The organism is Streptomyces sp. S07_1.15 (assembly GCF_020739505.1).
Lineage (GTDB): Bacteria > Actinomycetota > Actinomycetes > Streptomycetales > Streptomycetaceae > Streptomyces > Streptomyces xinghaiensis.
Genome location: NZ_JAJBZK010000001.1, coordinates 5781156 through 5801539, shown reverse-complemented (window position 1 = coordinate 5801539; position 20384 = coordinate 5781156). Strand labels below are relative to the sequence as shown.

Annotated in this window: 18 protein-coding genes; 8 read left to right on the top strand and 10 right to left on the bottom strand. The window is 73.4% G+C overall.

All coding sequences use genetic code 11. From position 1 onward, the window contains the following. Positions 1–50: 50 nt before the first annotated feature. The 5 genes from hisH to hisD are packed head-to-tail and all read right to left on the bottom strand — an operon-like array spanning position 51 to position 4024. Positions 51–749, bottom strand: a complete 699-nt coding sequence (gene hisH / locus LIX60_RS24850) for an imidazole glycerol phosphate synthase subunit HisH (protein WP_227960744.1) — start codon at positions 747–749, stop codon at positions 51–53. Beyond that, positions 746–913, bottom strand: coding sequence for a hypothetical protein (locus LIX60_RS24845; protein ID WP_227960742.1), 168 nt, complete (start codon positions 911–913; stop codon positions 746–748). Before LIX60_RS24845 ends, hisH begins: the two co-directional genes overlap by 4 nt. Then, on the bottom strand, positions 910–1503 hold the full coding sequence (gene hisB / locus LIX60_RS24840; RefSeq protein ID WP_227960740.1) for an imidazoleglycerol-phosphate dehydratase HisB: 594 nt from the start codon (positions 1501–1503) through the stop codon (positions 910–912). Before hisB ends, LIX60_RS24845 begins: the two co-directional genes overlap by 4 nt. Next, complete coding sequence (locus LIX60_RS24835; RefSeq protein ID WP_227960737.1) at positions 1500–2681, bottom strand: histidinol-phosphate transaminase; 1182 nt, start codon at positions 2679–2681, stop codon at positions 1500–1502. Before LIX60_RS24835 ends, hisB begins: the two co-directional genes overlap by 4 nt. Next, on the bottom strand, positions 2678–4024 hold the full coding sequence (hisD, locus tag LIX60_RS24830; protein WP_227960735.1) for a histidinol dehydrogenase: 1347 nt from the start codon (positions 4022–4024) through the stop codon (positions 2678–2680). The genes LIX60_RS24835 and hisD overlap by 4 nt, the downstream gene beginning before the upstream one ends. A 165-nt stretch (positions 4025–4189) precedes the next feature. Between hisD and LIX60_RS24825 the strand changes: the two genes are divergently transcribed. From LIX60_RS24825 to ybaK, 4 genes are all read left to right on the top strand, one after another. Further along, entirely contained in the window at positions 4190–5791 is a 1602-nt protein-coding gene (locus LIX60_RS24825; RefSeq protein WP_227960733.1) for an oxidoreductase, read from the top strand. A gap of 175 nt (positions 5792–5966) precedes the next feature. Beyond that, on the top strand, positions 5967–7154 hold the full coding sequence (locus LIX60_RS24820) for a hypothetical protein (RefSeq protein ID WP_227960731.1): 1188 nt from the start codon (positions 5967–5969) through the stop codon (positions 7152–7154). An 11-nt stretch (positions 7155–7165) separates the two neighbouring features. Next, positions 7166–7906, top strand: a complete 741-nt coding sequence (locus LIX60_RS24815) for an LON peptidase substrate-binding domain-containing protein (protein ID WP_227960729.1) — start codon at positions 7166–7168, stop codon at positions 7904–7906. Between the two features lie 47 nt (positions 7907–7953). Then, positions 7954–8469 carry a Cys-tRNA(Pro) deacylase gene (gene ybaK, locus LIX60_RS24810; protein WP_227960727.1) on the top strand — a complete coding sequence of 172 codons (516 nt, stop codon included), beginning with the start codon at positions 7954–7956 and terminating at the stop codon, positions 8467–8469. Positions 8470–8512: 43 nt separating this feature from the next. Here ybaK and LIX60_RS24805 read toward each other — a convergent pair whose 3' ends face one another. The 4 genes from LIX60_RS24805 to LIX60_RS24790 are packed head-to-tail and all read right to left on the bottom strand — an operon-like array spanning position 8513 to position 12443. Next, positions 8513–9112: an ABC transporter permease gene (locus LIX60_RS24805; protein ID WP_374117913.1), complete on the bottom strand. Its 600-nt coding sequence runs from the start codon at positions 9110–9112 to the stop codon at positions 8513–8515. Positions 9113–9171: 59 nt separating this feature from the next. After that, on the bottom strand, positions 9172–10020 hold the full coding sequence (locus LIX60_RS24800) for an ABC transporter permease (RefSeq protein WP_227960724.1): 849 nt from the start codon (positions 10018–10020) through the stop codon (positions 9172–9174). A gap of 43 nt (positions 10021–10063) precedes the next feature. Continuing rightward, complete coding sequence (locus LIX60_RS24795) at positions 10064–11101, bottom strand: ABC transporter ATP-binding protein (RefSeq protein ID WP_374117912.1); 1038 nt, start codon at positions 11099–11101, stop codon at positions 10064–10066. A 28-nt stretch (positions 11102–11129) separates the two neighbouring features. Then, positions 11130–12443: an NYN domain-containing protein gene (locus tag LIX60_RS24790; protein ID WP_227960722.1), complete on the bottom strand. Its 1314-nt coding sequence runs from the start codon at positions 12441–12443 to the stop codon at positions 11130–11132. Between the two features lie 259 nt (positions 12444–12702). Here LIX60_RS24790 and LIX60_RS24785 point away from each other — a divergent pair, with 259 nt between their 5' ends. Continuing rightward, positions 12703–12876 carry a hypothetical protein gene (locus tag LIX60_RS24785; RefSeq protein WP_227960720.1) on the top strand — a complete coding sequence of 58 codons (174 nt, stop codon included), beginning with the start codon at positions 12703–12705 and terminating at the stop codon, positions 12874–12876. A 105-nt stretch (positions 12877–12981) separates the two neighbouring features. Here the strand turns inward: LIX60_RS24785 and dnaE are convergent, their stop codons facing one another. Next, positions 12982–16524: a DNA polymerase III subunit alpha gene (dnaE, locus tag LIX60_RS24780; protein ID WP_227960718.1), complete on the bottom strand. Its 3543-nt coding sequence runs from the start codon at positions 16522–16524 to the stop codon at positions 12982–12984. A gap of 356 nt (positions 16525–16880) precedes the next feature. Here dnaE and LIX60_RS24775 point away from each other — a divergent pair, with 356 nt between their 5' ends. The 3 genes from LIX60_RS24775 to LIX60_RS24765 all read left to right on the top strand — a co-directional run bounded on the left by LIX60_RS24775 (position 16881) and on the right by LIX60_RS24765 (position 20223). Next, positions 16881–17564, top strand: a complete 684-nt coding sequence (locus tag LIX60_RS24775) for a hypothetical protein (RefSeq protein ID WP_227960715.1) — start codon at positions 16881–16883, stop codon at positions 17562–17564. A gap of 66 nt (positions 17565–17630) precedes the next feature. Next, positions 17631–18473: a thioredoxin domain-containing protein gene (locus LIX60_RS24770; protein ID WP_227960713.1), complete on the top strand. Its 843-nt coding sequence runs from the start codon at positions 17631–17633 to the stop codon at positions 18471–18473. A gap of 82 nt (positions 18474–18555) precedes the next feature. Continuing rightward, positions 18556–20223, top strand: a complete 1668-nt coding sequence (locus LIX60_RS24765) for an alkaline phosphatase (protein ID WP_227960711.1) — start codon at positions 18556–18558, stop codon at positions 20221–20223. Positions 20224–20384 lie beyond the last annotated feature (161 nt).

The window sequence follows — 20384 nt, the reverse complement described above, 5'->3', positions numbered from 1 at the left end:
CCCGGGCGGGGCCGCCGGTGCCGGCCGCCGCGCGGTGCCGTCAGAGGGTGTCAGAGGGTGTCGACCCAGTTGCGCAGCAGCTGGGCACCGGCGTCGCCGGACTTCTCCGGGTGGAACTGGGTGGCCCACAGCGGGCCGTTCTCCACGGCGGCCACGAACGGCTCGCCGTGCGTGGTCCAGCTGACCTTCGGCGGGCGGATGGAGGCGTTGCCGGCCTCGAAGTCCCACTGGCCGACCGCGTAGGAGTGGACGAAGTAGAAGCGGGTGTCCTCGTCCAGCCCGGCGAAGGCCTGCGAACCCTCGGCCGCCTTCACGGTGTTCCAGCCCATGTGCGGGACGACGGGGGCGCGCAGCGGGCCGACGGTGCCCGGCCACTCGTCCAGCCCTTCGGTCTCGACGCCGTGCTCGATGCCGCGGGCGAAGAGGATCTGCATCCCGACGCAGATGCCCAGGACGGGACGCCCGCCGGCCAGCCGGCGGCCGACGACCCAGTCGCCGCGTGCCTCCTTGAGCCCCTGCATGCAGGCGGCGAAGGCGCCGACGCCGGGGACGAGCAGCCCGTCGGCGTTCATGGCACGGTCGTAGTCGCGGGTGATCTCGACGTCGGCGCCGGCCCGGGCGAGGGCGCGCTCCGCGGAGCGGACGTTGCCGAAGCCGTAGTCGAAGACGACGACCTTCTTGCCGGTGCCGGTGCCGGTGCCGGCGCTTCCGGCGGCGCCCGTGCCGCCCGGGTCAGTGGTGCCGGTCATTCCCATACTCCCTCCAGCCGCATGATGCCCGCCGCCAGGCACATCGCCGAACTGATCGCCAGCAGCACGATGACGCCCCTGGGCAGCCCCTGCCGGGCGAAGGAGATCACCCCGCCGAGCAGGAAGAGCCCCACGACGATCAGGACGGTGGACAGCCCCGTCACAGCGCGCCCTTGGTGGACGGCAGGATGCCGGCGGCGCGCGGGTCGCGCTCGCTGGCGTAGCGCAGCGCGCGGGCGAGGGCCTTGAACTGGCATTCCACGATGTGGTGCGCGTTGCGCCCGTAGGGCACGTGGACGTGCAGGGCGATCTGCGCCTGGGCCACGAAGGACTCCAGGATGTGCCGGGTCATCGTGGTGTCGTACTCGCCGATCATCGGCGCCATCTTCTCGGGCTCGGTGTGCACGAGGTAGGGGCGGCCGGAGAGGTCGACGGTGACCTGGGCGAGCGACTCGTCCAGCGGGACGGTGCAGTTGCCGAAGCGGTAGATGCCGACCTTGTCGCCGAGGGCCTTCCTGAAGGCGGCGCCGAGCGCCAGCGCGGTGTCCTCGATGGTGTGGTGGCTGTCGATGTGCAGATCGCCCTCGGTCTTCACCGTGAGGTCGAAGAGGCCGTGCCGGCCGAGCTGGTCGAGCATGTGGTCGTAGAAGCCGACGCCGGTCGAGACATCGGCCTTGCCGGTGCCGTCCAGGTCGATCTCGACGAGGACGCTGGTCTCCTTGGTGGTGCGCTCCACGCGGCCCACGCGGGTCATCGGTTCGTCTCCTTGGTGGGGTTCCCGGTGCTCGGGGGGTCCGGCCGGGGGTCCGGTGCGTTCCCCGGGCGGTGCAGCACGGCGCGTACCGCGTCGAGGAAGGCGTCGTTCTCGGCCGGGGTGCCGGCGGTGACGCGCAGCCATCCGGGCACGCCGTTGTCGCGGACCAGGACGCCCTGCTCCAGCAGCGCCCGCCAGGTCTTGTGGGCGTCCTCGAAGCGGCCGAACTGGACGAAGTTGGCGTCCGAGTCGGTCACCTCGCAGCCGAGTGCGCGCAACTCCGTGACCAGGCGGTCCCGTTCCGACTTCAGCTGCTCCACGTAACCGAGCAGGGTGTCGGTGTGTTCCAGCGCCGCGAGCGCGGTGGCCTGGGTGACGGCCGAGAGGTGGTAGGGCAGCCGTACGAGCTGGACGGCGCCGACGACGGCCGGGTCGGCGGCGAGATAGCCGAGCCGGAGCCCGGCCGCGCCGAAGGCCTTGGACATGGTGCGGCTGATCACCAGCAGCGGCCGGCCCTCGATCAGCGGCAGCAGCGAGGGCCGGTGGCTGAACTCGCCGTACGCCTCGTCGACGACGACCAGCGAGGGCTTGGCCTCCTGCGCCGCCTCGTACAGGGCGAGGACGGTCTCCGCCTCGACGGCGGTGCCGGTGGGGTTGTTCGGGGAGGTGATGAAGACGATGTCGGGGCGGTGCTCGGCGATGGCCGCGCGGGCCTTCTCCACGTCGATGCGGAAGTCGGCGTGGCGGGGGCCGGAGATCCAGCCGGTGCCGGTGCCGCGCGCGATGAGGGCGTGCATCGAGTAGGAGGGTTCGAAGCCGATGGCGGTGCGCCCGGGGCCGCCGAAGGCCTGCAGCAGCTGCTGCAGCACCTCGTTGGAGCCGTTGGCCGCCCACACCTGGCCGGTGGTGACCTCGTGCCCGCAGGTGCGGGTGAGGTACGTCGCCAGTTCGGTGCGGAGCTCGACGGCGTCCCGGTCCGGGTAGCGGTTGAGGGTGCGGGCCGCCTCGGTGACGCGCTCGGCGATCCGCCGCACGATCGCCTCGGGCAGCGGGTACGGGTTCTCGTTGGTGTTCAGCCGGACGGGGACGTCGAGCTGCGGGGCGCCGTAGGCGGACTGGCCGCGCAGTTCCTCCCGGATGGGCAGGGCGTCCCAGGGTGCCGGGGTGTTCGCGCTCACGTGCTCCCGGACCCTCCGTCCGCCCGTCCGTCCGTCCGCGCCCCGGGGAAACGGGCCGTGATCGCGGCCCCGTGCGCCGGCAGGTCCTCGGCCTCGGCGAGGGTGACCACGTGGTGGGCGACGTCCGCGAGCGCCTCGCGGCTGTAGTCCACGACGTGGATGCCGCGCAGGAAGGACTGCACCGAGAGCCCCGAGGAGTGGCAGGCGCAGCCGCCGGTGGGCAGGACGTGGTTGGAGCCGGCGCTGTAGTCGCCGAGCGAGACCGGGGCGTACGGGCCGACGAAGATCGCGCCCGCGTTGCGGACCCGGGCGGCGAGGGCCGCCGCGTCGGCCGTCTGGATCTCCAGGTGCTCGGCGGCGTAGGCGTCGACCACGCGCAGGCCCTCGTCCATGCCGTCGACGAGCACGATGGCGGACTGCCGGCCGGCCAGCGCCGCGGTGACCCGCTCCACGTGCTTCGTCGCGGCGACCTGGGTCTTCAGCTCCGTCTCCACGGCCCCGGCCAGCTCCGGGGAGTCGGTGACGAGGACGGAGGCGGCGAGGGTGTCGTGCTCGGCCTGGCTGATCAGGTCGGCGGCGACGTGCACCGGGTCGGCCCCGGCGTCGGCGAGGACGGCGATCTCGGTCGGCCCGGCCTCGGCGTCGATGCCGATCCGGCCCTTGAGCAGCCGCTTGGCCGCGGCGACGTAGATGTTGCCGGGGCCGGTGACGAGATTCACCGGCAGGCACTCGTCGGTGCCGTACGCGAACATGGCGATGGCCTGGGCGCCGCCCGCGGCGTGCACCTCCGTCACGCCCAGCAGGGCGCAGGCGGCGAGGATCGTCGGGTGCGGCAGACCGCCGAAGGCCGCCTGCGGCGGAGAGCTGACGGCGATGCCCTCGACGCCGGCCTCCTGCGCGGGCACCACATTCATCACTACGGATGACGGGTAGACGGCGAGGCCGCCCGGAACGTACAGGCCGACGCGCTCCACGGGCACCCAGCGCTCGGTGACGGTGCCGCCCGGCACGACCTGGGTGGTGTGGTCGGTGCGGCGCTGGTCGCGGTGGACGAGCCGGGCGCGGCGGATCGACTCCTCCAGCGCGGCGCGGACGGCCGGGTCCAGCTCCTCCAGGGCCCGGGTGAGGGCCTCGGCGGGGACGCGGGTCCGGTCGGGCGTGACACCGTCGAACCGCCGGTTGAGGTCGAGCACCGCCGCCGAGCCCCGATGGCGCACGTCGTCGCAGAGGGGCCGCACCTTCTCCAGGGCGGCCTCGACGTCGAACTCGGCTCGTGGCAGCAGGTCGCGCAGGGCCGCCCCCTCGGGGAGGGCGTCGCCGCGCAGATCGATTCGGGAGATCACGCGGTCAAGTGTCTCAGACCCGGCACGCGGGCCGGGCACCCGTATCAATCGCTGATACGGGACCCCGCAGTCACTCGTGACCATCGGCTTTCATACGGTTACCCAGCGGGCATGGGACACCTGTACGGGCCGGGACGGCCGTGCACGACTTAGGAGGACGCGCGAGTGACCGTGCCAGGGGACGGCGAGCCGCCGGCATCTCTTGAACTGACCCCCGCGGAATGGGGGATGTGGCAGGCGTTCCGCAACGGCAGCACGCACGATCTGCGCAGCCGCAACCCGCTCCACGACGATCCGGACGGGCAGCACCGCTGGGGCCCCGACCGCACGGTGCGCGCCCGCGTCCTGGCGCTGTTACTCCTCGACGGTCCGCCGCCGCAGCCGGGCCGGGTCACCGCGCTGAAGCTGAACGGTGCCTACGTCACGGGCACCCTGGACCTGGCCGGCGGCACCGTCGATCCGTATGTGGAGATGCACGGCTGCCGTTTCGAGCGGGAGATCCTGCTGCCGGAGGCCCGATTCACCACGCTGCGGCTGGTGGGCTGCCGGATACCGCGGCTGGAGGGCGCGCGGCTGCAGACGGAGGGCGATCTGCATCTGCCGCGCTGCACCGTGCCCCACGGCATCCGCCTCACCGACGCCCAGATCGGCACCGATCTGCTGCTCAACCAGCTCACCGTGGAGCGCGACCGCCGGGGCCGCTCGATCGTCGCCGACGGGATCTCCGTCGGCCAGGACCTCCAGGCCGAGCTGATCGAGTCGCACGGCGAGCTGAGCCTGCGCGGCGCGCAGATCGGGGTCTCGCTCAGCCTGCGCGGCAGCAAGCTGCGCAATCCGCACGGGCGGCGGGCGCTCAACGCGCCGCAGCTCACCGTGGAACGCACGCTCTATCTGACCGCCGCCGGGCTCAGCGGCTCGCCGTTCGCCACCGGCACCACACCGCCGTACGGGGTCGTCAACACGCCCGGGAGCGGTATGCGCGTGCAGCGCTTCGAATGCGTGGGCGGGGTCCGGCTGGACGACGGGCGCTTCGGGGACGCCGTCGACTTCGAGCAGGCCCGCTTCGTCATGGAGGCCGACCAGGAGCTGTCCATGCGGCGCATCCAGACGCCGGAGCTGCGCTTCCTGTGCGAGCGCCCGCACCGCGGCCGGGTGACACTGTCGGGTGCCAAGGTGGTCAATCTGGTGGACCAGGCGTCGAGCTGGCCCGGGCCGGGCGGCCTGTCGATGGCCGGATTCGGCTACGAGTGCCTGATCCCGCGCGGCCGGTTCCCGCTGGCGATGCGGCTGGAGTGGGTCGCGGCCGCCACCCCGGAGTACGCCCCCGAACCGTACGAGCAGTTGTCGAACGCGCTGCGGGCGAGCGGTGAGGACGCCCACGCCCGCGAGGTGCTGCTCGCCAAGCAGCGGCGGCGCCGCGAAACCCTGCCGGTGGCCGGGAAGCTGTGGGGCTTCCTGCAGGACTGGACGGTGGCGTACGGGTACCGGCCGGGCCGCGCGGCGGTGTGGATGGCCTTCCTGTGGGCGGCCGGCGCGCTGCTGTTCTCCCGGATCAAGCCGCCGGCCGTCAGCGACGAGGGCGCCCCGCACTGGGACCCCTGGATCTACGCCCTCGACCTGCTGCTGCCGGTCATCAACCTGGGCCAGGACACGTCCTGGCGGATGACGGGCTTCCACCAGTGGGCGTCGGTGGTCATGATCCTGCTCGGCTGGGTCCTCGCCACCACCGTCGCGGCCGGGGCGTCGCGCCTCCTGCGGCGCAACTGACCGGCCGCCGGGGAACGGGGCGGCCCGGCCCCCGGGTGCGCCCGCCGCGTCACCGGGCGGCGAACTCCCGTTTTTTTACCGCTTGTTGACTGTTCCCCAGGCAACCGAAATTCCGATACCGAAGCGTCACCGGAAACTGCTGGAACAGCTACGACCTGCGCTTTTCAATGGAACCATGGTCTATTTCCGCGCGCTGGCGACCACTGCGCGCATGATCCGCCATACCTCCCGTCTCGCCGCCGGCCTCGTTCCCGACCACGAGGTGGTGCTCGACGCGCCCGACGAACGGCTCTCCGGCGTGCTCACCGCCGCCGGGGCGGGCGACCACCGCCCCGCCGCCGCCCTGTTCGCCGCCACCCGGGACGACGCCGAGTGGGAGTACCGCGACCGCTGCACCGACGTCCTGGCGCGCTTCGCGCAGTCCCGTCCCGACTGGTTCGGCCGCTGGCAGGCCGAGGCCGCGCCCGGCGACCCCGACCTCGCCCTGCTCCGCGCCGCGCTCGCCGTGCGCCGCGCCCGGCCGCGCGCGGACCGCGAGGAATGGCTGCACGCCGCGGCCCCGCTCGTCCGCGCCGCCGCCGGGGCCGCGCCGCACGACCCGGTGCCCTGGCGGATCGCCCTGGACCGGGCGCGCGGACTCGGCCTCCCGCACTCCGAGTTCGCCGGCATCTGGTCCGAGGCGGTCGCCCGCTCCCCGCACCACAGCGGCTGCCATGTGGCGGCCCTGCGCTATCTGACCGCCCGATGCCGCTCCTCGGGCCCGGGGGACGGCGGAGGGCCGCACGGCGCGGACGGTGCGGGGCGGGCGGGCGCCGCCGGTGCGGAGGAGACGGAACCCGAGGAGGGCGACGTCCTTCTCGGCGCCCGCCGCCACGACGCCTGCTTCTACTTCGCCGAGCGGGCCGCCGAGGCCGCGCTCCCCGGCTCCCTGCTGCAGGCCCTCCCGGCCCGTGCCCTCCTCGGCCACGCCGGCCCGGCGGCCGGGCCCCCGGCCGGGGGCACCGCCCGGTCTCGTCTCGCCCGCACGGAGTTCGAGGACCTGGCGGACATCGCCTCCCCGGGCCGGATCGACGCCGCCGTCGAACTCGCCATCGGCATGTCCGCCCGGTACGCGCCCGGCGACCCGTGGCCCGCCGAGGTCCGCAACGTCCTCGCCCTGCTGCTGGTCCTCCGCGGCCGCTGGGAGGAGGCCCTGGACCAGTTCCGGCTCATCGGCCCGCACGCCACGGCCTTCCCGTGGACGGCCGTCTCCGACGACCCGCTGGGCCAGCTCCTGGAGATGCGCGACGGCACCCGGCTCCAGGTGGCCGCCGGCATGCCCCTGTGGCGGCGCGGCCACCGGGTGGTGCCGCCCGGCCAGTAGGCTTGCCCGTTGTGACCATCGCGCGCCTTCCGCTCTTCCCGCTGAACACGGTGCTCTTCCCGGGCCTCGTCCTGCCGCTCAACGTCTTCGAGCAGCGGTACCGGGCCCTCATGCGCGACCTGCTGAAACTGGACGAGGACGCCCCGCGGCGCTTCGTCGTCGTCGCCATCCGCGACGGTCACGAGACGGCCCCCTCCGTCCCGGGCCTGCCGGACGCCACCGCGCTGCCCGAGCGCGGCCCCGGCGCGGGCTTCGGCGGTGACCCGCTGGCCGCCTTCCACTCCGTGGGCTGTGTGGCCGACGCGGCCACGATCCGCGAGAAGGAGGACGGCGGCTACGAGGTGCTGGCCACCGGGACGACCCGGGTCCGGCTGCACTCGGTCGACGCCTCCGGCCCGTTTCTGACCGGCGAGTGCGAGGAACTCCCGGAGGTGCAGGGGGAGGGCGCGGGCGCGCTGGCCTCCGGGGTGGTCCGGGCGTTCCGTACGTACCAGAAGCGGCTGGCCGGGGCGAGCGAGCGGTCGCTGGCGGGCGAGCAGGAGCTGCCCGGGGAGCCGTCGGTGCTGTCGTACCTGGTCGCCGCGGCGGCGGTGCTCGACACCCCGGCGAAGCAGCGGCTGCTGGAGGCGCCGGACACCGTGTCCCGGCTCGCGGCCGAGCTGAAACTCCTTCGCGCGGAGAGCGCGGTGATCCGTAGCATCCCCTCGCTGCCCGCGGTCGACCTGACCCGGCAGCCGATGAGCCAGAACTAGACGGGCCCCGGCGGACGGGCCGGCGGCACGGGCGGAGGCACGGAGACGTGGCGAAGAAGAAGCAGCGACGGGGCGGAGCGGCGGCCGGTTCCGGGGGCACACCCGCCACGGTCGCCCTCACCGAGGCCGGCACCGACTTCACGGTGCACTCCTACGCGCACGATCCGGCCGCGGCCTCCTACGGCGCGGAGGCGGCCGAGGCCATGGGGGTGGAGCCGGCCCGGGTCTTCAAGACGCTGCTCGCCGAGGTGGACGGGGCGCTGACGGTCGCCGTGGTCCCGGTCTCCGGCTCGCTGGACCTCAAGGCCCTGGCCGCGGCGGCGGGCGGGAAGCGGGCGGCGATGGCCGACCCGGCGGCGGCGGAGCGGGCCACCGGCTACGTCCGCGGCGGTATCTCCCCGCTGGGCCAGCGGCGCCGGCTGCCCACCGTGCTCGACGCCTCGGCCGCGGAGCACGCCACGATCTGCGTCTCGGCGGGCCGCCGCGGCCTGGAGGTGGAGCTGGCCCCGGCGGACCTCGCCGGACTCACCGGCGCCGTCCTGGCCCCGATCGCCCGGCCCTGAGGCCGGGTGCCCCGGTGCCGGCCCCCTCCGGGCCCTCCCCCGCTCAGAGCGGCGGCAGCACCGGTTCCGGGTCGCGCGGCCCGAACAAGCCGGTCAGCGCCAGATGGACCAGCATGGCGGCGGTCGGCCAGGCCAGCAGCGCGCCCTTCGCCCGCAGCTGCAACGGCCCGTCGAAGGTGACGCCCTTGCCCACCTCGCGGGCGTGCGCGACGACGTCCGTGGTCGGCCCGAGGGCGACGCCGAGCCGCCAGGCGATCAGCGAACCGAGCAGCCCGCCGACCGCCAGGGCGGCCACCAGCGGCACGCCGCCGCGCCGGAAGAGCAGGAAGACCAGCAGCGCCCAGACCGCGCCGAGGGCCAGGCCCAGCAGGACGAAGGTCCCGTCCGCGCCGACCGCGTGCTCGCCCTCGGTGTTCTCCAGATAGACGGCCTTGCCGTCGGAGACCAGCGGCACGCGCGGCGCCAGCCACAGCCAGGCCAGCCCCAGCAGCACTCCGGTGACGGTGACGGCGAGCCCCACGAGTACGGCCCGGCGCAGCTCGCCGGGCTCCAGGGCCGCGGACGGCGGGGCGCCGAGGGAAGGCTGCGGCACGGGGTCATCGGGGGAACGGCCGTGGGGCGGCGGTGTCAGCGGTGCGGTCACCCCGCCATCGTGCCAGGTGCCGTACCGTCCTCCCTCCGCAGGAGGGCCGTCGGGGCGGCTCACCGCAGCGCCGCCCTCCGGTAGGCCCAGGTCGCCGCGGCCAGCGAGACCACGCCCACCGCGGCGCAGACGGCGAGATCGAGCCCCAGGGCGGCCCAGTCGGGGCGGGTCTGGAAGGCCCGGGCGAGCGCCTCCACACCGTAGGTGGAGGGCAGCAGATCGCGCGCCCAGGCGACCGGTTCCGGCAGCCGCGACGCCGGCAGGACGCCCAGCAGCAGCGCCGCGGACATGCCCAGCTGCCCCAGCAGCGTGGCGATCTCCTGCCGGGGCGCCAGCAGCCCGAGCGCGGCCCCCAGGCCGGCCAGGGCGGCACCGGCCAGCGGGATCACCGCGCCGAGGACCCAGAGCTGGCCCATCGGGAGCTGGAACATCACACTGCCGGCCACGGCGACGAAGACCGTGCCGGGCACCGTGAACGAGGCGTACGCCCCGGCGGCGCCCAGCACCACGGCCGCGGGCGGCACCGGCAGCGTCGCGTAGTGGTCCAGCCCGCCGCCGGCCCGCAGCCGCCCGAAGTACTGGGCGAGCAGGTTGAGCCCGACGAAGGCGACGACCAGCACGCTCGACCCGGCCACCACGGCCCGCGCCTCCTCGCCGCTGTGGACGATGCCGCGCATCAGCACCATGATCCCCAGCGACTGGAAGGTCGCCACGAACAGCAGGGGGATCCGGGCCACCCGGGCGCGCGAGAGCTGCGCCCGGTAGACGGCGGCCAGCGCGGGCAGCAGCCGCGCGCGGGGCGCGAGCGGCGCGGGCTCCGCTCCGGGGGCGGCCGATCCGGCCGGTCCGGCCGGTCCGGCCGCTGCGGGGGCCGCGCCGGGCACCGCCCGCGCGGACACGGCGCTCACGTCCTGCCGCTCCCGTCCGCTGTGGCCCTGCGTGTACCGCCGGTCACCCCTTCACCAGCCCTTCCGTGCCGTTTCCGCCGAGCGCGAGATAGACATCCTCCAGGCTCGGGGTGGCCAGCGTGAAATCGTCGAGCGCCGCGAACGCCGGACCGCCGGTGACGGCGGCGACCAGCGCCCGGGCCCGTTCCTGCGTCAGCCGCAGCGTCCAGTGCCGCCCGGTTTCCGTCGCGGCCTTCCGTACGGCGGCGACCTCGGGAACGTTCAGCGGCGGCCGGTCCCGCCACACCAGCTCCAGCCGCACCTCGCCGTCCACCAGCGCCTTGAGCCCGGCCGGGGTGTCGCAGGCGATGACCCGGCCGCGCTCCAGCACCGCCACCCGGTGGAGCACCGTCTCGGCCTCCAGGACGTTGTGCGTCACCAGCAGGACGGTCGCCCCCCGCTCGGCGCGGCGCCGGTCCACCGCCGCCCAGACGGCGCGGCGCGCCACCGGGTCCATGCCGGTGGTGGGCTCGTCGAGGACGAGCAGCGGACGGTCGCCGACGAGCGCGGCGGCGAAGCAGGCGAGCCGCCGCTGGCCGCCGGAGAGCCGGCTCAGCGGCTTGCCGGCGAGGGCGGCGAGGCCGAGTTCGTCGAGGACGGCGTCCCGCTCGGCACGGGCCGTGCGCCGGTCCAGGCCGCGCAGCCGCCCGGTGGTCTCGGCGGCCAGGGCGACCGTCAGCTCGTCGAGCGCCGTGGACTCCTGCCCGAGGTAGCCGATGAGCCGGGCGGCGCGCTCGGGATGGCGTACGAGGTCGTGGCCGAGCACCCGGACCTCGCCCGCGTCGGGGCGCATGAGCCCGGTGAGCTGGCGGACGAGGGTGGACTTGCCGGCGCCGTTGGGTCCCAGCAGGCCGAAGATCTCGCCGCGCCGCACCGTCAGGTCGATGCCGTCGCTGGCCCGGACGGCCGGGTGGGCCGGGGCGCCGCGGCGGGCGCGGGCGGCCGGATAGGTCTTGACCAGGCCGCGCACCGAGCAGACCGGCGCGGCGGCCGCCGCCGCGCCGCCGGCGCCGTGTGCCGCCTGTGCTGTGCCCGTGCTCACGGTCAACGAGAGTACGCGCCCGTGCCGCTCAGTCCGCGGCCGGGGAGGGCTCGGCGGCGGCCGGGGCGCCGGCCTCGCGCCAGAAGCCGGCGCGGATCGCGTAGCGGTCGCGCTCGTCGATCTGGTCGTCCTTGTGGGCCAGCAGCCCGAAGCGGGCGGCGTACCGCAGCAGTTCGCCGTCGATGCGGTGCGGGATGCGCGGGTAGTCGGCGGTCAGCTGCTTCAGGGGGGCCGGGGAGGGCAGCCGGTCCTTCCAGCGGCGGGCGAAGACCTGGCCGACCTCGAAGGGGTCGCCGCTGACGGCCGTGATGTCCTCCTCCCGGTCGGCCCAGCGCTGTTCCGGGCTGGTGAGCTGGGCGAGAGTGGGCAGGGCCGCGCTCTCCGGGGGGTCGGCGGGGCCGCCGCCGCGGTCGATCCAGCCGCGGTCGGAGGACCAGCGCAGGGTGGCGGCGGGGACCGGTGCGGGCGGCCCGGCGGGGGCGGCGGGGCCGCGGCCGAGGCCGGCGAGGTCCTTGGGGGTCGGCACGCCTCTGGCCGCGCCGTCGGCGGGGCCGTCGCTCCCGGCGGGCCGCCCGTTGCGCTCCGCGGGGGCGCCGTCCTCCGTGCCGTCCGGGGCGGCGGCGGGTTCGCCGGGTGCGGGGGCGGGGGTGCCCAGGGCGGCCGGAGCGCCGTTGCGCGGTGCTCCGACCCGGCTCCCGCGCGGCCCGTCACCGTCGGACTCGGGCAGCGGCGCGGAGAGGATCGCCGCGATCTCCGGCCGGGACTCGGGCTGCGGCGGGCAGGCGGTGCCGGCGTCCCTGGCGCGGACGGCCCGGGTGATCCAGGTGCGGTCCAGGACCCGGCGTTCGTCGGCCTCCGCGACCAGGTCCTCGGACTGGTTGTAGTCGCCGTCGGCGGCCTGCACGGCCCAGAGGTGGACGGCGACGCCGTGCTCCTTGGCGGACATCAGCCCCGGCAGCAGATCGCCGTCGCCGGTGACGAGGACGATGTCGGAGCAGGCGCGGTTGCGGGCGAGTTCGGTGAGCTCGGCGTGCATCGCCGCGTCGACGCCCTTCTGCGCCCAGCGGCCGTCACTCCGGGTCAGCGCGCCGAGCCGGACGGTGACCCGCGGCATGACGCGCAGCCGCCGGTGCTCGGGCTGGGGTACGCGGTCGGGGGCGCCGTCGAACCAGTAGATGCGGAGCAACTGGCGTTCCGTGTCGGCCTCGGCGCGCTCCCGCAGGGCCTGGATGAGGGCGGCGTGGTCCACGCTGATACGGGACCGGGCGGGCTCTCCGGCGAGCAGACTCGCGGCGGCCCCCAGCAGGTAACCGGCGTCCACCAGGACGACGCAGCGCTCCACGGTCCACCCTCTTTCCTGATCCGCCGCCCCCCGGAACGGTTTTCTTTCGGGTATCCCCCGAGTCTGCCCGACCGCCCGGGGGTTATCTGCCGAACTGGATCACCGGCGTGGCGCGTCGGTGCCGCCGGGCCCCGATCTCGCCGCTCACCGCCGGTAATTGTCCGACATGCGGCCTTTGCCGGGGCATGTCACAGTGAGGGCGACGGCGCTCCCGTCCCCCGCCGGGCCGCCGGCCGGAGCGCCGGGAGGAGGCACCACCATGGCGAAGAACAAGAACCGGGACCGCAAGCAGCAGGTCCGCTCCGCCGCCGGGAGCGGCGGGGAACAGGACAAGGGCGGTTCCATGGAAGCGCAGGAGCGGATGCGAGCCGAGTCCCCGGAATCCTCGCGGAACGTCTCGAAGAAGCACCAGCGGCGCTTCGGGCACAACTGACGGCGCCCTCCGGCGCACAGGGGGCGCGCCCCGGTCCCACGGGCGCGCCCCCTTCGGCGTACGGTCCCGGCGGCGGGGCGGGAGCGGGAAGCCCCGGGCGGTGCCTCAGCCGGCCAGGCAGGACGGCCCGAGCAGCACCTTGAGATCCCCGAAGAGGGCGGGGTCGGCGGTGACCCGGTGCCGGTCGAGCCGGAGGACGGTGGTCTTCCGGGCGCCCTGGAGCTTGATCCGCACCTCGGTGGACCCGCGGTGCTGGGTGAGCACCTCACCGAGCTTCTCGACCAGCGGCGGAGTGACCCGCACCGTCGGAATGGTGATCGTCACGGGCCCGTTGGCGGAGGCCTCCGAGAGATCGGGGACCATCATCTCCATGGCGACCAGCCGGGGCACGTCCTCCCGCTTGTCGAGCCGGCCCTTGACGAACACCACGGCGTCCTCCACGAGCTGGGTGGACACCAGCTGGTAGGTGGCCGGGAAGAACATGCAGTCGAGGGAGCCGGCCAGGTCCTCGACGGTGGCGATGGCCCAGGCGTTGCCCTGCTTGGTCATCTTCCGCTGGAGGCCCGAGATGATGCCGCCGATGGTGACGATGGTGCCGTCGGAGTAGTCCCCGCCGGTCAGCTGGGAGATCGACGCGTCCGCCTTCTCGCTGAGGACGTGCTCGATGCCGAAGAGCGGGTGGTCGGAGACGTAGAGGCCGAGCATCTCCCGCTCCTGCGCGAGGAGGTACGCCTTGTCCCACTCGATGTCGGAGAACTCGACGTCGAGCCCGAAGCCCGGGGTGTCGTCCCCGTCGTCCTCCCCCATGCCGCCGAAGAGGTCGAACTGCCCCTCGGCCTCCTTCCGCTTGACCTGCACCACGTTGTCGATCATCGACTCGTAGTGCGCCGTCAGGCCCTTGCGGGTGTGGCCCAGCTCGTCGAAGGCACCGGCCTTGATCAGGGATTCGACGGTCCGCTTGTTGCAGACCACCGCCTCCACCTTGTCCAGGAAGTCCGGGAAGGAGGCGTACTTCCCCTTGGACTTGCGGCAGCGCACGATCGAGTCCACGACGTTCTGCCCGACGTTGCGGACGGCGGTCAGGCCGAAGACGATCGTGCTGTCACCGCGCGGGGTGAAGTTGGCGTCCGACTCATTGACGTCCGGCGGGAGGACCTTGATGCCCATCCTGCGGCACTCGTTGAGGTAGATCGCCGACTTGTCCTTGTCGTCGCGGACCGAGGTGAGCAGCGCCGCCATGTACTCGGCCGGGTAGTTGGCCTTGAGGTAGGCGGTCCAGTAGGAGACCAGTCCGTACGCGGAGGAGTGCGCCTTGTTGAAGGCGTAGCCGGCGAAGGGCACCAGCACGTCCCACACGGCCTGGATGGCCTCGTCGGAGAAGCCCTTCTCGCGGGCGCCCTTCTGGAAGTTGACGAACTCCGCGTCGAGGACCTCCTTCTTCTTCTTGCCCATCGCGCGGCGGAGCAGGTCGGCCTGTCCGAGGGAGTAGCCGGCGAGCACCTGGGCGGCCTTCTGCACCTGCTCCTGGTACACGATGAGGCCGTGGGTGATGTCGAGGACCTCCTTGAGAGGCTCCTCCAGCTCCGGGTGGATCGGCGTGATCTCCTGCTGGCCGTTCTTCCGCAGCGCGTAGTTGATGTGGCTGTTCATGCCCATCGGGCCGGGCCGGTAGAGGGCCGAGACGGCGGAGATGTCCTCGAAGTTGTCCGGCTTCATCATGCGCAGCAGGGAGCGCATGGGTCCGCCGTCGAACTGGAAGACGCCGAGGGTGTCGCCGCGCTGGAGGAGCTCGAAGGTCTTGGGGTCGTCGAGCGAGAGGTCGAGCAGGGTGATGTCGATGCCCTTGTTGGCCTTCACCAGCTTGACGGCGTCGTCCATGATCGTGAGGTTGCGCAGGCCCAGGAAGTCCATCTTGAGCAGGCCCAACGACTCACAGGTGGGGTAGTCCCACTGCGTGATGGTGACGCCGTCGGTGTGCCGGACCCAGACCGGGACATGGTCGGTGATCTTCTCGCTGGACATGATGACGCCGGCCGCGTGCACGCCCATCTGCCGCACCAGGCCCTCGACGCCGCGCGCGGTGTCGATGACCTTCTTGACGTCGGGCTCGTTCTCGTACATCGCGCGGATCTCGCCGGCCTCGCTGTACCGGGGGTGCGAGGGGTCGGTGATGCCGGAGAGCGGGATGCCCTTGCCGAGGACGTCGGCGGGCATGGCCTTGGTGAGCCGGTCGCCCATGGCGTACGGGTAACCGAGCACCCGGGCGGAGTCCTTGATGGCGTTCTTGGCCTTGATGGTGCCGTAGGTGCCGATCATGCAGACCTTGTCGGCGCCGTACTTCTCCGTGACGTACCGGATGACCTCACCGCGCCGGCGCTCGTCGAAGTCGATGTCGACATCGGGCATGGAGACGCGCTCGGGGTTGAGGAACCGCTCGAAGATCAGGCCGTGTTCGATGGGGTCGAGGTCGGTGATCCCCATGGCGTAGGCGACGATCGAGCCGGCCGCCGAGCCGCGGCCGGGGCCGACGGCGATGCCGTTGTTCTTGGCCCACATGATGAAGTCGGCGACGACGAGGAAGTAGCCGGGGAACCCCATCTGGATGATGACGTCCATCTCGTACTCGGCCTGCCGCTGCCGGTCCTCCGGGACGCCGCCCGGGTAGCGGCGGGCCATGCCCCGCTTGACCTCCTCGCGGAACCAGGTCACCTCGGTGTAGCCCTCGGGGACCTCGAACCGGGGCATCAGGTCGCGCTTCTCGAACCAGCCGGTGGTGTCGATCTGCTCGGCGACGAGCAGGGTGTTGGCGCACCCCTCCTGCCAGGCGTCCGAGGAGTCGATGGCGTACATCTCGTCGGTGGACTTGAGGTAGTAGCCGGAGCCGCCGAACCGGAAGCGGTCGGGGTCGGAGAGGTTCTTGCCGGTCTGGATGCAGAGCAGGGCGTCGTGGGCGTCGGCCTCGCCGGCGTGCGTGTAGTGCGAGTCGTTGGTGACGAGGGGCGGGATGCCGAGCTTCTTCCCGATCCGCAGGAGGTCGTCCCGGACCCGCTTCTCCAGCTCCAGGCCGTGGTCCATCAGCTCCAGGAAGTAGCGGTCCTTGCCGAAGATCTCCTGGTAGTCGGCGGCGGCCTTGAGCGCCTCGTCGAAGTGGCCGAGCCGGATCCGGGTCTGCACCTCGCCGGAGGGGCAGCCGGTGGAGGCGATCAGGCCCTCGGAGTGCTCGGCGATGACCTCCTTGTCCATCCGGGGCCACTTGGTGAGCCAGCCCTCGGCGTAGGCGTCGGAGGAGAGCCGGAAGAGGTTGTGCAGACCGGTCTTGTTGCTCGCCCAGATCGTCTTGTGGGTGTAACCGCCGGAACCGGAGACGTCGTCCCGCTTCTGGTGCGGCTGGCCCCAGGTGATGCGCCGCTTGTTCCGCCGCGACTCGGGGGCCACGTAGGCCTCGATGCCGATGATCGGCGTGATGCCGGCCTTGGTGGCCTGGTCGTAGAAGTCGTAGGCCCCGTGGAGGTTGCCGTGGTCCGTCATCGCGATGTGCGACATGCCCATGTCCTGGCAGGCCGCGAACATGTCCTTGAGCCGCGCGGCACCGTCCAGCAGCGAGTACTGGGTGTGAACGTGCAGGTGCGTGAAGGGCGGCTTGGTCACGGTGGAAGACCTCCGGGCAAGGGTCGGTGACGGCTGGGACGCGTGGGGAACGCGTGCGGCGACAGCACCGAAGTCTATGCCCGGGGAGTGACGCCGGAGGGCACCCGGGAGCCCTCTTCCGGCTTCCCCCGGACGGGTTTCCCGCTGCCCGCCGGGACCGGCCGGGCGGGCAGCGGAAGCCTCCGGAACGGTACGGGAAACGGCGGCGCGGGCGTGTCCCCGGCCGGCCGGAACCGGGTGGCGGCGGCCCGCTCCGGACGGGTGCGGTCCGCCCCCGGACCGCCGGGTTCCGGACCGGCTGCCGGAAGCCCGGGTTTAGGTCCCGCTTAGCCGGGGCCGTGGCACACTTTCCGGCGATGGACGTATCGGGAGCACAGCTGAGGACGCTGCGGGCGGCGCTGTTCACGGCGCTCTGCCTCACGCTGTCCACGGCCGCGCACGTGGCCCTGTCCGCGGCGCCGCTGCCCGTCGGCCCGGTGGCGGCGGTCGCCGCCGGCGTCTTCCTGATCGCGTACGCGCTGGCCGGCCGCGAGCGCGGCCTCTGGTCCATCGCGGCGCTGCTCGTCCCCCTGGAGCTGGCCGCGGACACGGTCTTCACCACCGGCCAGCACACCTGTTACGGCGAGAGCGGCGGCCCCGTGGCCGGCCCGCTCCGCTCGCTCGGCGTCGACCTGCTCTGCGGCGGCGGCACCCTCGGCACCCCCCTGGCGCGGATGACGGCCCCGGGCGACGCCGCCGCGCTGCCGGTACCCGGCGGTCCGGCCACCCCCTGGCTGCTGCTCGCCGCGCACGCCGCGGTGGGCCTGACCGCCGCCGTCTGGCTGTGGCGCGGCGAGGCGGCGCTCGGCCGGCTGCTGCGGGCCCTGGCCGCCTTCGCCTTCCGGCCGCTGCTCCTCGCGGTCGCCGCGCTCGTCCCGGCCGGTCCCGCGCCGCGCCGCGGGCCGCACGGGCCGCGGCGCCCCGTGGCACCGGGCCGGCTCCCCATGCTGGTGTACTCCGTCGTACGGCGCGGACCGCCCGCCGTCGCGGCTGTCCGCTGACAGCCGCCGGGCCCCGTCCCGGCACAGCGACCGCGACCCCCTTACACCACGGAGCAGGGAATCACCATGAGCAAGCGCAACAGCCAGGAAGCCAAGCGAAACGCCCGCGAGCGGCTGCGCGAGGAGCGCGAGCGGCAGGCGAAGAAGGACAAGCTCCGCCGCCAGCTCGTCGTCGGCGGCTCGATCGTGGGCGTCCTGGCCATCGCGGCCGGCATCGGCTTCGCCGTCACCCAGCTGGGTGACGGCGGCGGCAGCGGCACGGTGAGCTCGAAAGAGTGGAACGACGCCGCCGAGGACAAGAAGCTCGTGAAGCCCGCCAACACCTCCGGCGCCAAGGGCACCGATGTGATCATCGGTGAGAAGGGCGCGGAGAAGACCCTCCAGGTCTACGAGGACATGCGCTGCCCCGCCTGCGCCGCCTTCGAGCAGGGCAGCGGCGAGATCCTGATCCAGGACGTCGAGGAGGGCAAGTACAAGGCCGAGTTCGTCATGGCCACCTTCATCGACGACATGGCCCAGGGCTCCGGCTCGAAGAACGCCCTGAGCGCCCTGGGCGCCGCCCTGGACGTCAGCCCGCAGGCCTTCATGGACTACAAGCACGCGCTGTACTCCCAGAAGAACCACCCGGAGGAGTCCGAGGACAAGTTCGCCGACGACGCCTACCTCCTGGAGGTCGCCGGCGAGATCAAGGAGCTCAAGGGCAACGCGGACTTCGAGAAGGACGTCAAGGACGGCACCTTCGACAAGTGGGCCCTGGAGATGGACAAGAAGTTCGACAAGAGCGATGTCCAGGGCACCCCGACCCTCAAGATGAACGGCGAGAAGCTCGTCGTCGAGGGCACCGAGAACACCCCGATGGCCCCGGACCAGTTCAAGGCCGCCATCGACAAGGCCCTCACAGCGGAATAATCACCGCCGGAACGGCAACGGGCAGGCGAATTTCCGTCGTACGTCTGCCCGTTCGCCGTACCCGGCAGTAATCTGTCGGCCCGTGACGGACCTTATAGAGACCGAGACCGCCCCCCGCCCCGCAGGCCACTCCCGCCGCACGGTCGTCAAGGCCGCGGCCGCCGGCGCGGGCGCCGCGATGATCCCGCTCACCGGCGCCCACCGCGCCGCGGCGGCCGGGAACGCCCCCGCGTTCCTGCACGGCGTCGCCTCCGGCGACCCGCTCCCCGACGGTGTCCTGCTGTGGACCCGCATCACGCCCACCGCCGACGCCGTACCCGGCTCCGGCCGGGGGCCGGACACCCCGGTCGGCTGGGAGGTGGCCGAGGACCGCTCGTTCGCCTCGGTCGTCGCCCGCGGCACCGCGACGGCCACCGCCGCGGCCGACCACACCGTCAAGGCCGACGTCCGCGGACTGCGCCCGGCCACGCAGTACTTCTACCGCTTCACCGCCGGCGGCACGGTCTCCCCCACCGGCCGCACCCGCACCACCGCCGCGCACGACGCCACCGCCCCCGCCGTCCGCTTCGGCGTCGTCTCCTGCGCCGACTGGGAGGCCGGCTGGTTCTCCGCGTACCGCCACCTCGCCGCCCGCACCGACCTCGACGCGGTGCTCCACCTCGGCGACTACATCTACGAGTACGGCAGCGGCGGCTTCCCCGGAGCGGACGGCGTGATCCGCTCGCACGTCCCCACCCACGAGATCCTCACCCTCGCCGACTACCGCGCCCGGCACGGCAACTACAAGACCGACGAGGACCTGCGGAACCTGCACGCCACCCACCCGGTCATCGCCATCTGGGACGACCACGAGGTGGCCAACGACGCCTGGTCCGGTGGCGCCGAGAACCACGACCCCGCCACCGAGGGCGACTGGGCGCGGCGCGTGGCCGCCGCCAAGCAGGCGTACTTCGAGTGGATGCCGGTGCGCCCCTCCGTCGCGGGCACCACCTACCGCCGGCTGCGCTTCGGCCGGCTCGCCGATCTGCACCTGCTGGACCTGCGCTCGTTCCGCTCGCAGCAGAGCTCCATCGGCAACGGCGAGGTGGACGACCCGGACCGCACCATCACCGGCCGCAAGCAGCTCGACTGGCTGAAGAGCGGGCTGGCGTCCTCCGACGCCGCCTGGAAGCTGGTCGGCACCTCGGTGATGATCTCCCCGGTGGCCTTCGGCTCCGTCCCCGCGTATCTGCTCGGCCCGCTCGGCAAGCTGCTCGGCCTGCCCGCCGAGGGCCTGGCCGTCAACGTCGACCAGTGGGACGGGTACACCGACGACCGCCGCGAACTCCTCACCCATCTGCGGGAGTCGGGCATCGAGAACACCGTCTTCCTCACCGGTGACATCCACACCGCCTGGGCCAACGACGTCCCCGTGAGGGCCGCCACGTACCCCCTCTCGGCCACCGCCGCCACGGAGTTCGTGGTGACCTCGGTGACCTCGGACAACATCGACGACATCCTGAACGTGCCGCCGCAGACCGCCTCCCTGGTCGCGACGGCCGCCGTCCGCGCCGCCAACCGCCATGTGAAGTGGGTGGACATGGACTCGCACGGCTACGGCGTCCTGGACGTCACCGCCGAGCGGGCGCAGATGGACTACTACGCCATATCCGAGAAGACCGACCGCTCCGCCTCCACGGAGTGGCTGCGCTCCTACCGGACCCGTTCCGGTGCGCAGAAGCTGGAGCGGGTGGACCGGCCGGTCCGCTGAACCACCGCCCGCAGCCCGCCGGGCCCGCCGCGGCCCCGGCCGCCGCGGCGGGCCCGGTGACCCGGACGGCCGGCGCGGTGCGGGCCCCGGTCCACGCCTCCCCGGCCCGCTCTCCCTCCCGTGGCGGGCCCCCGGGACGCGGCGGGCTGTATACCCTGCTG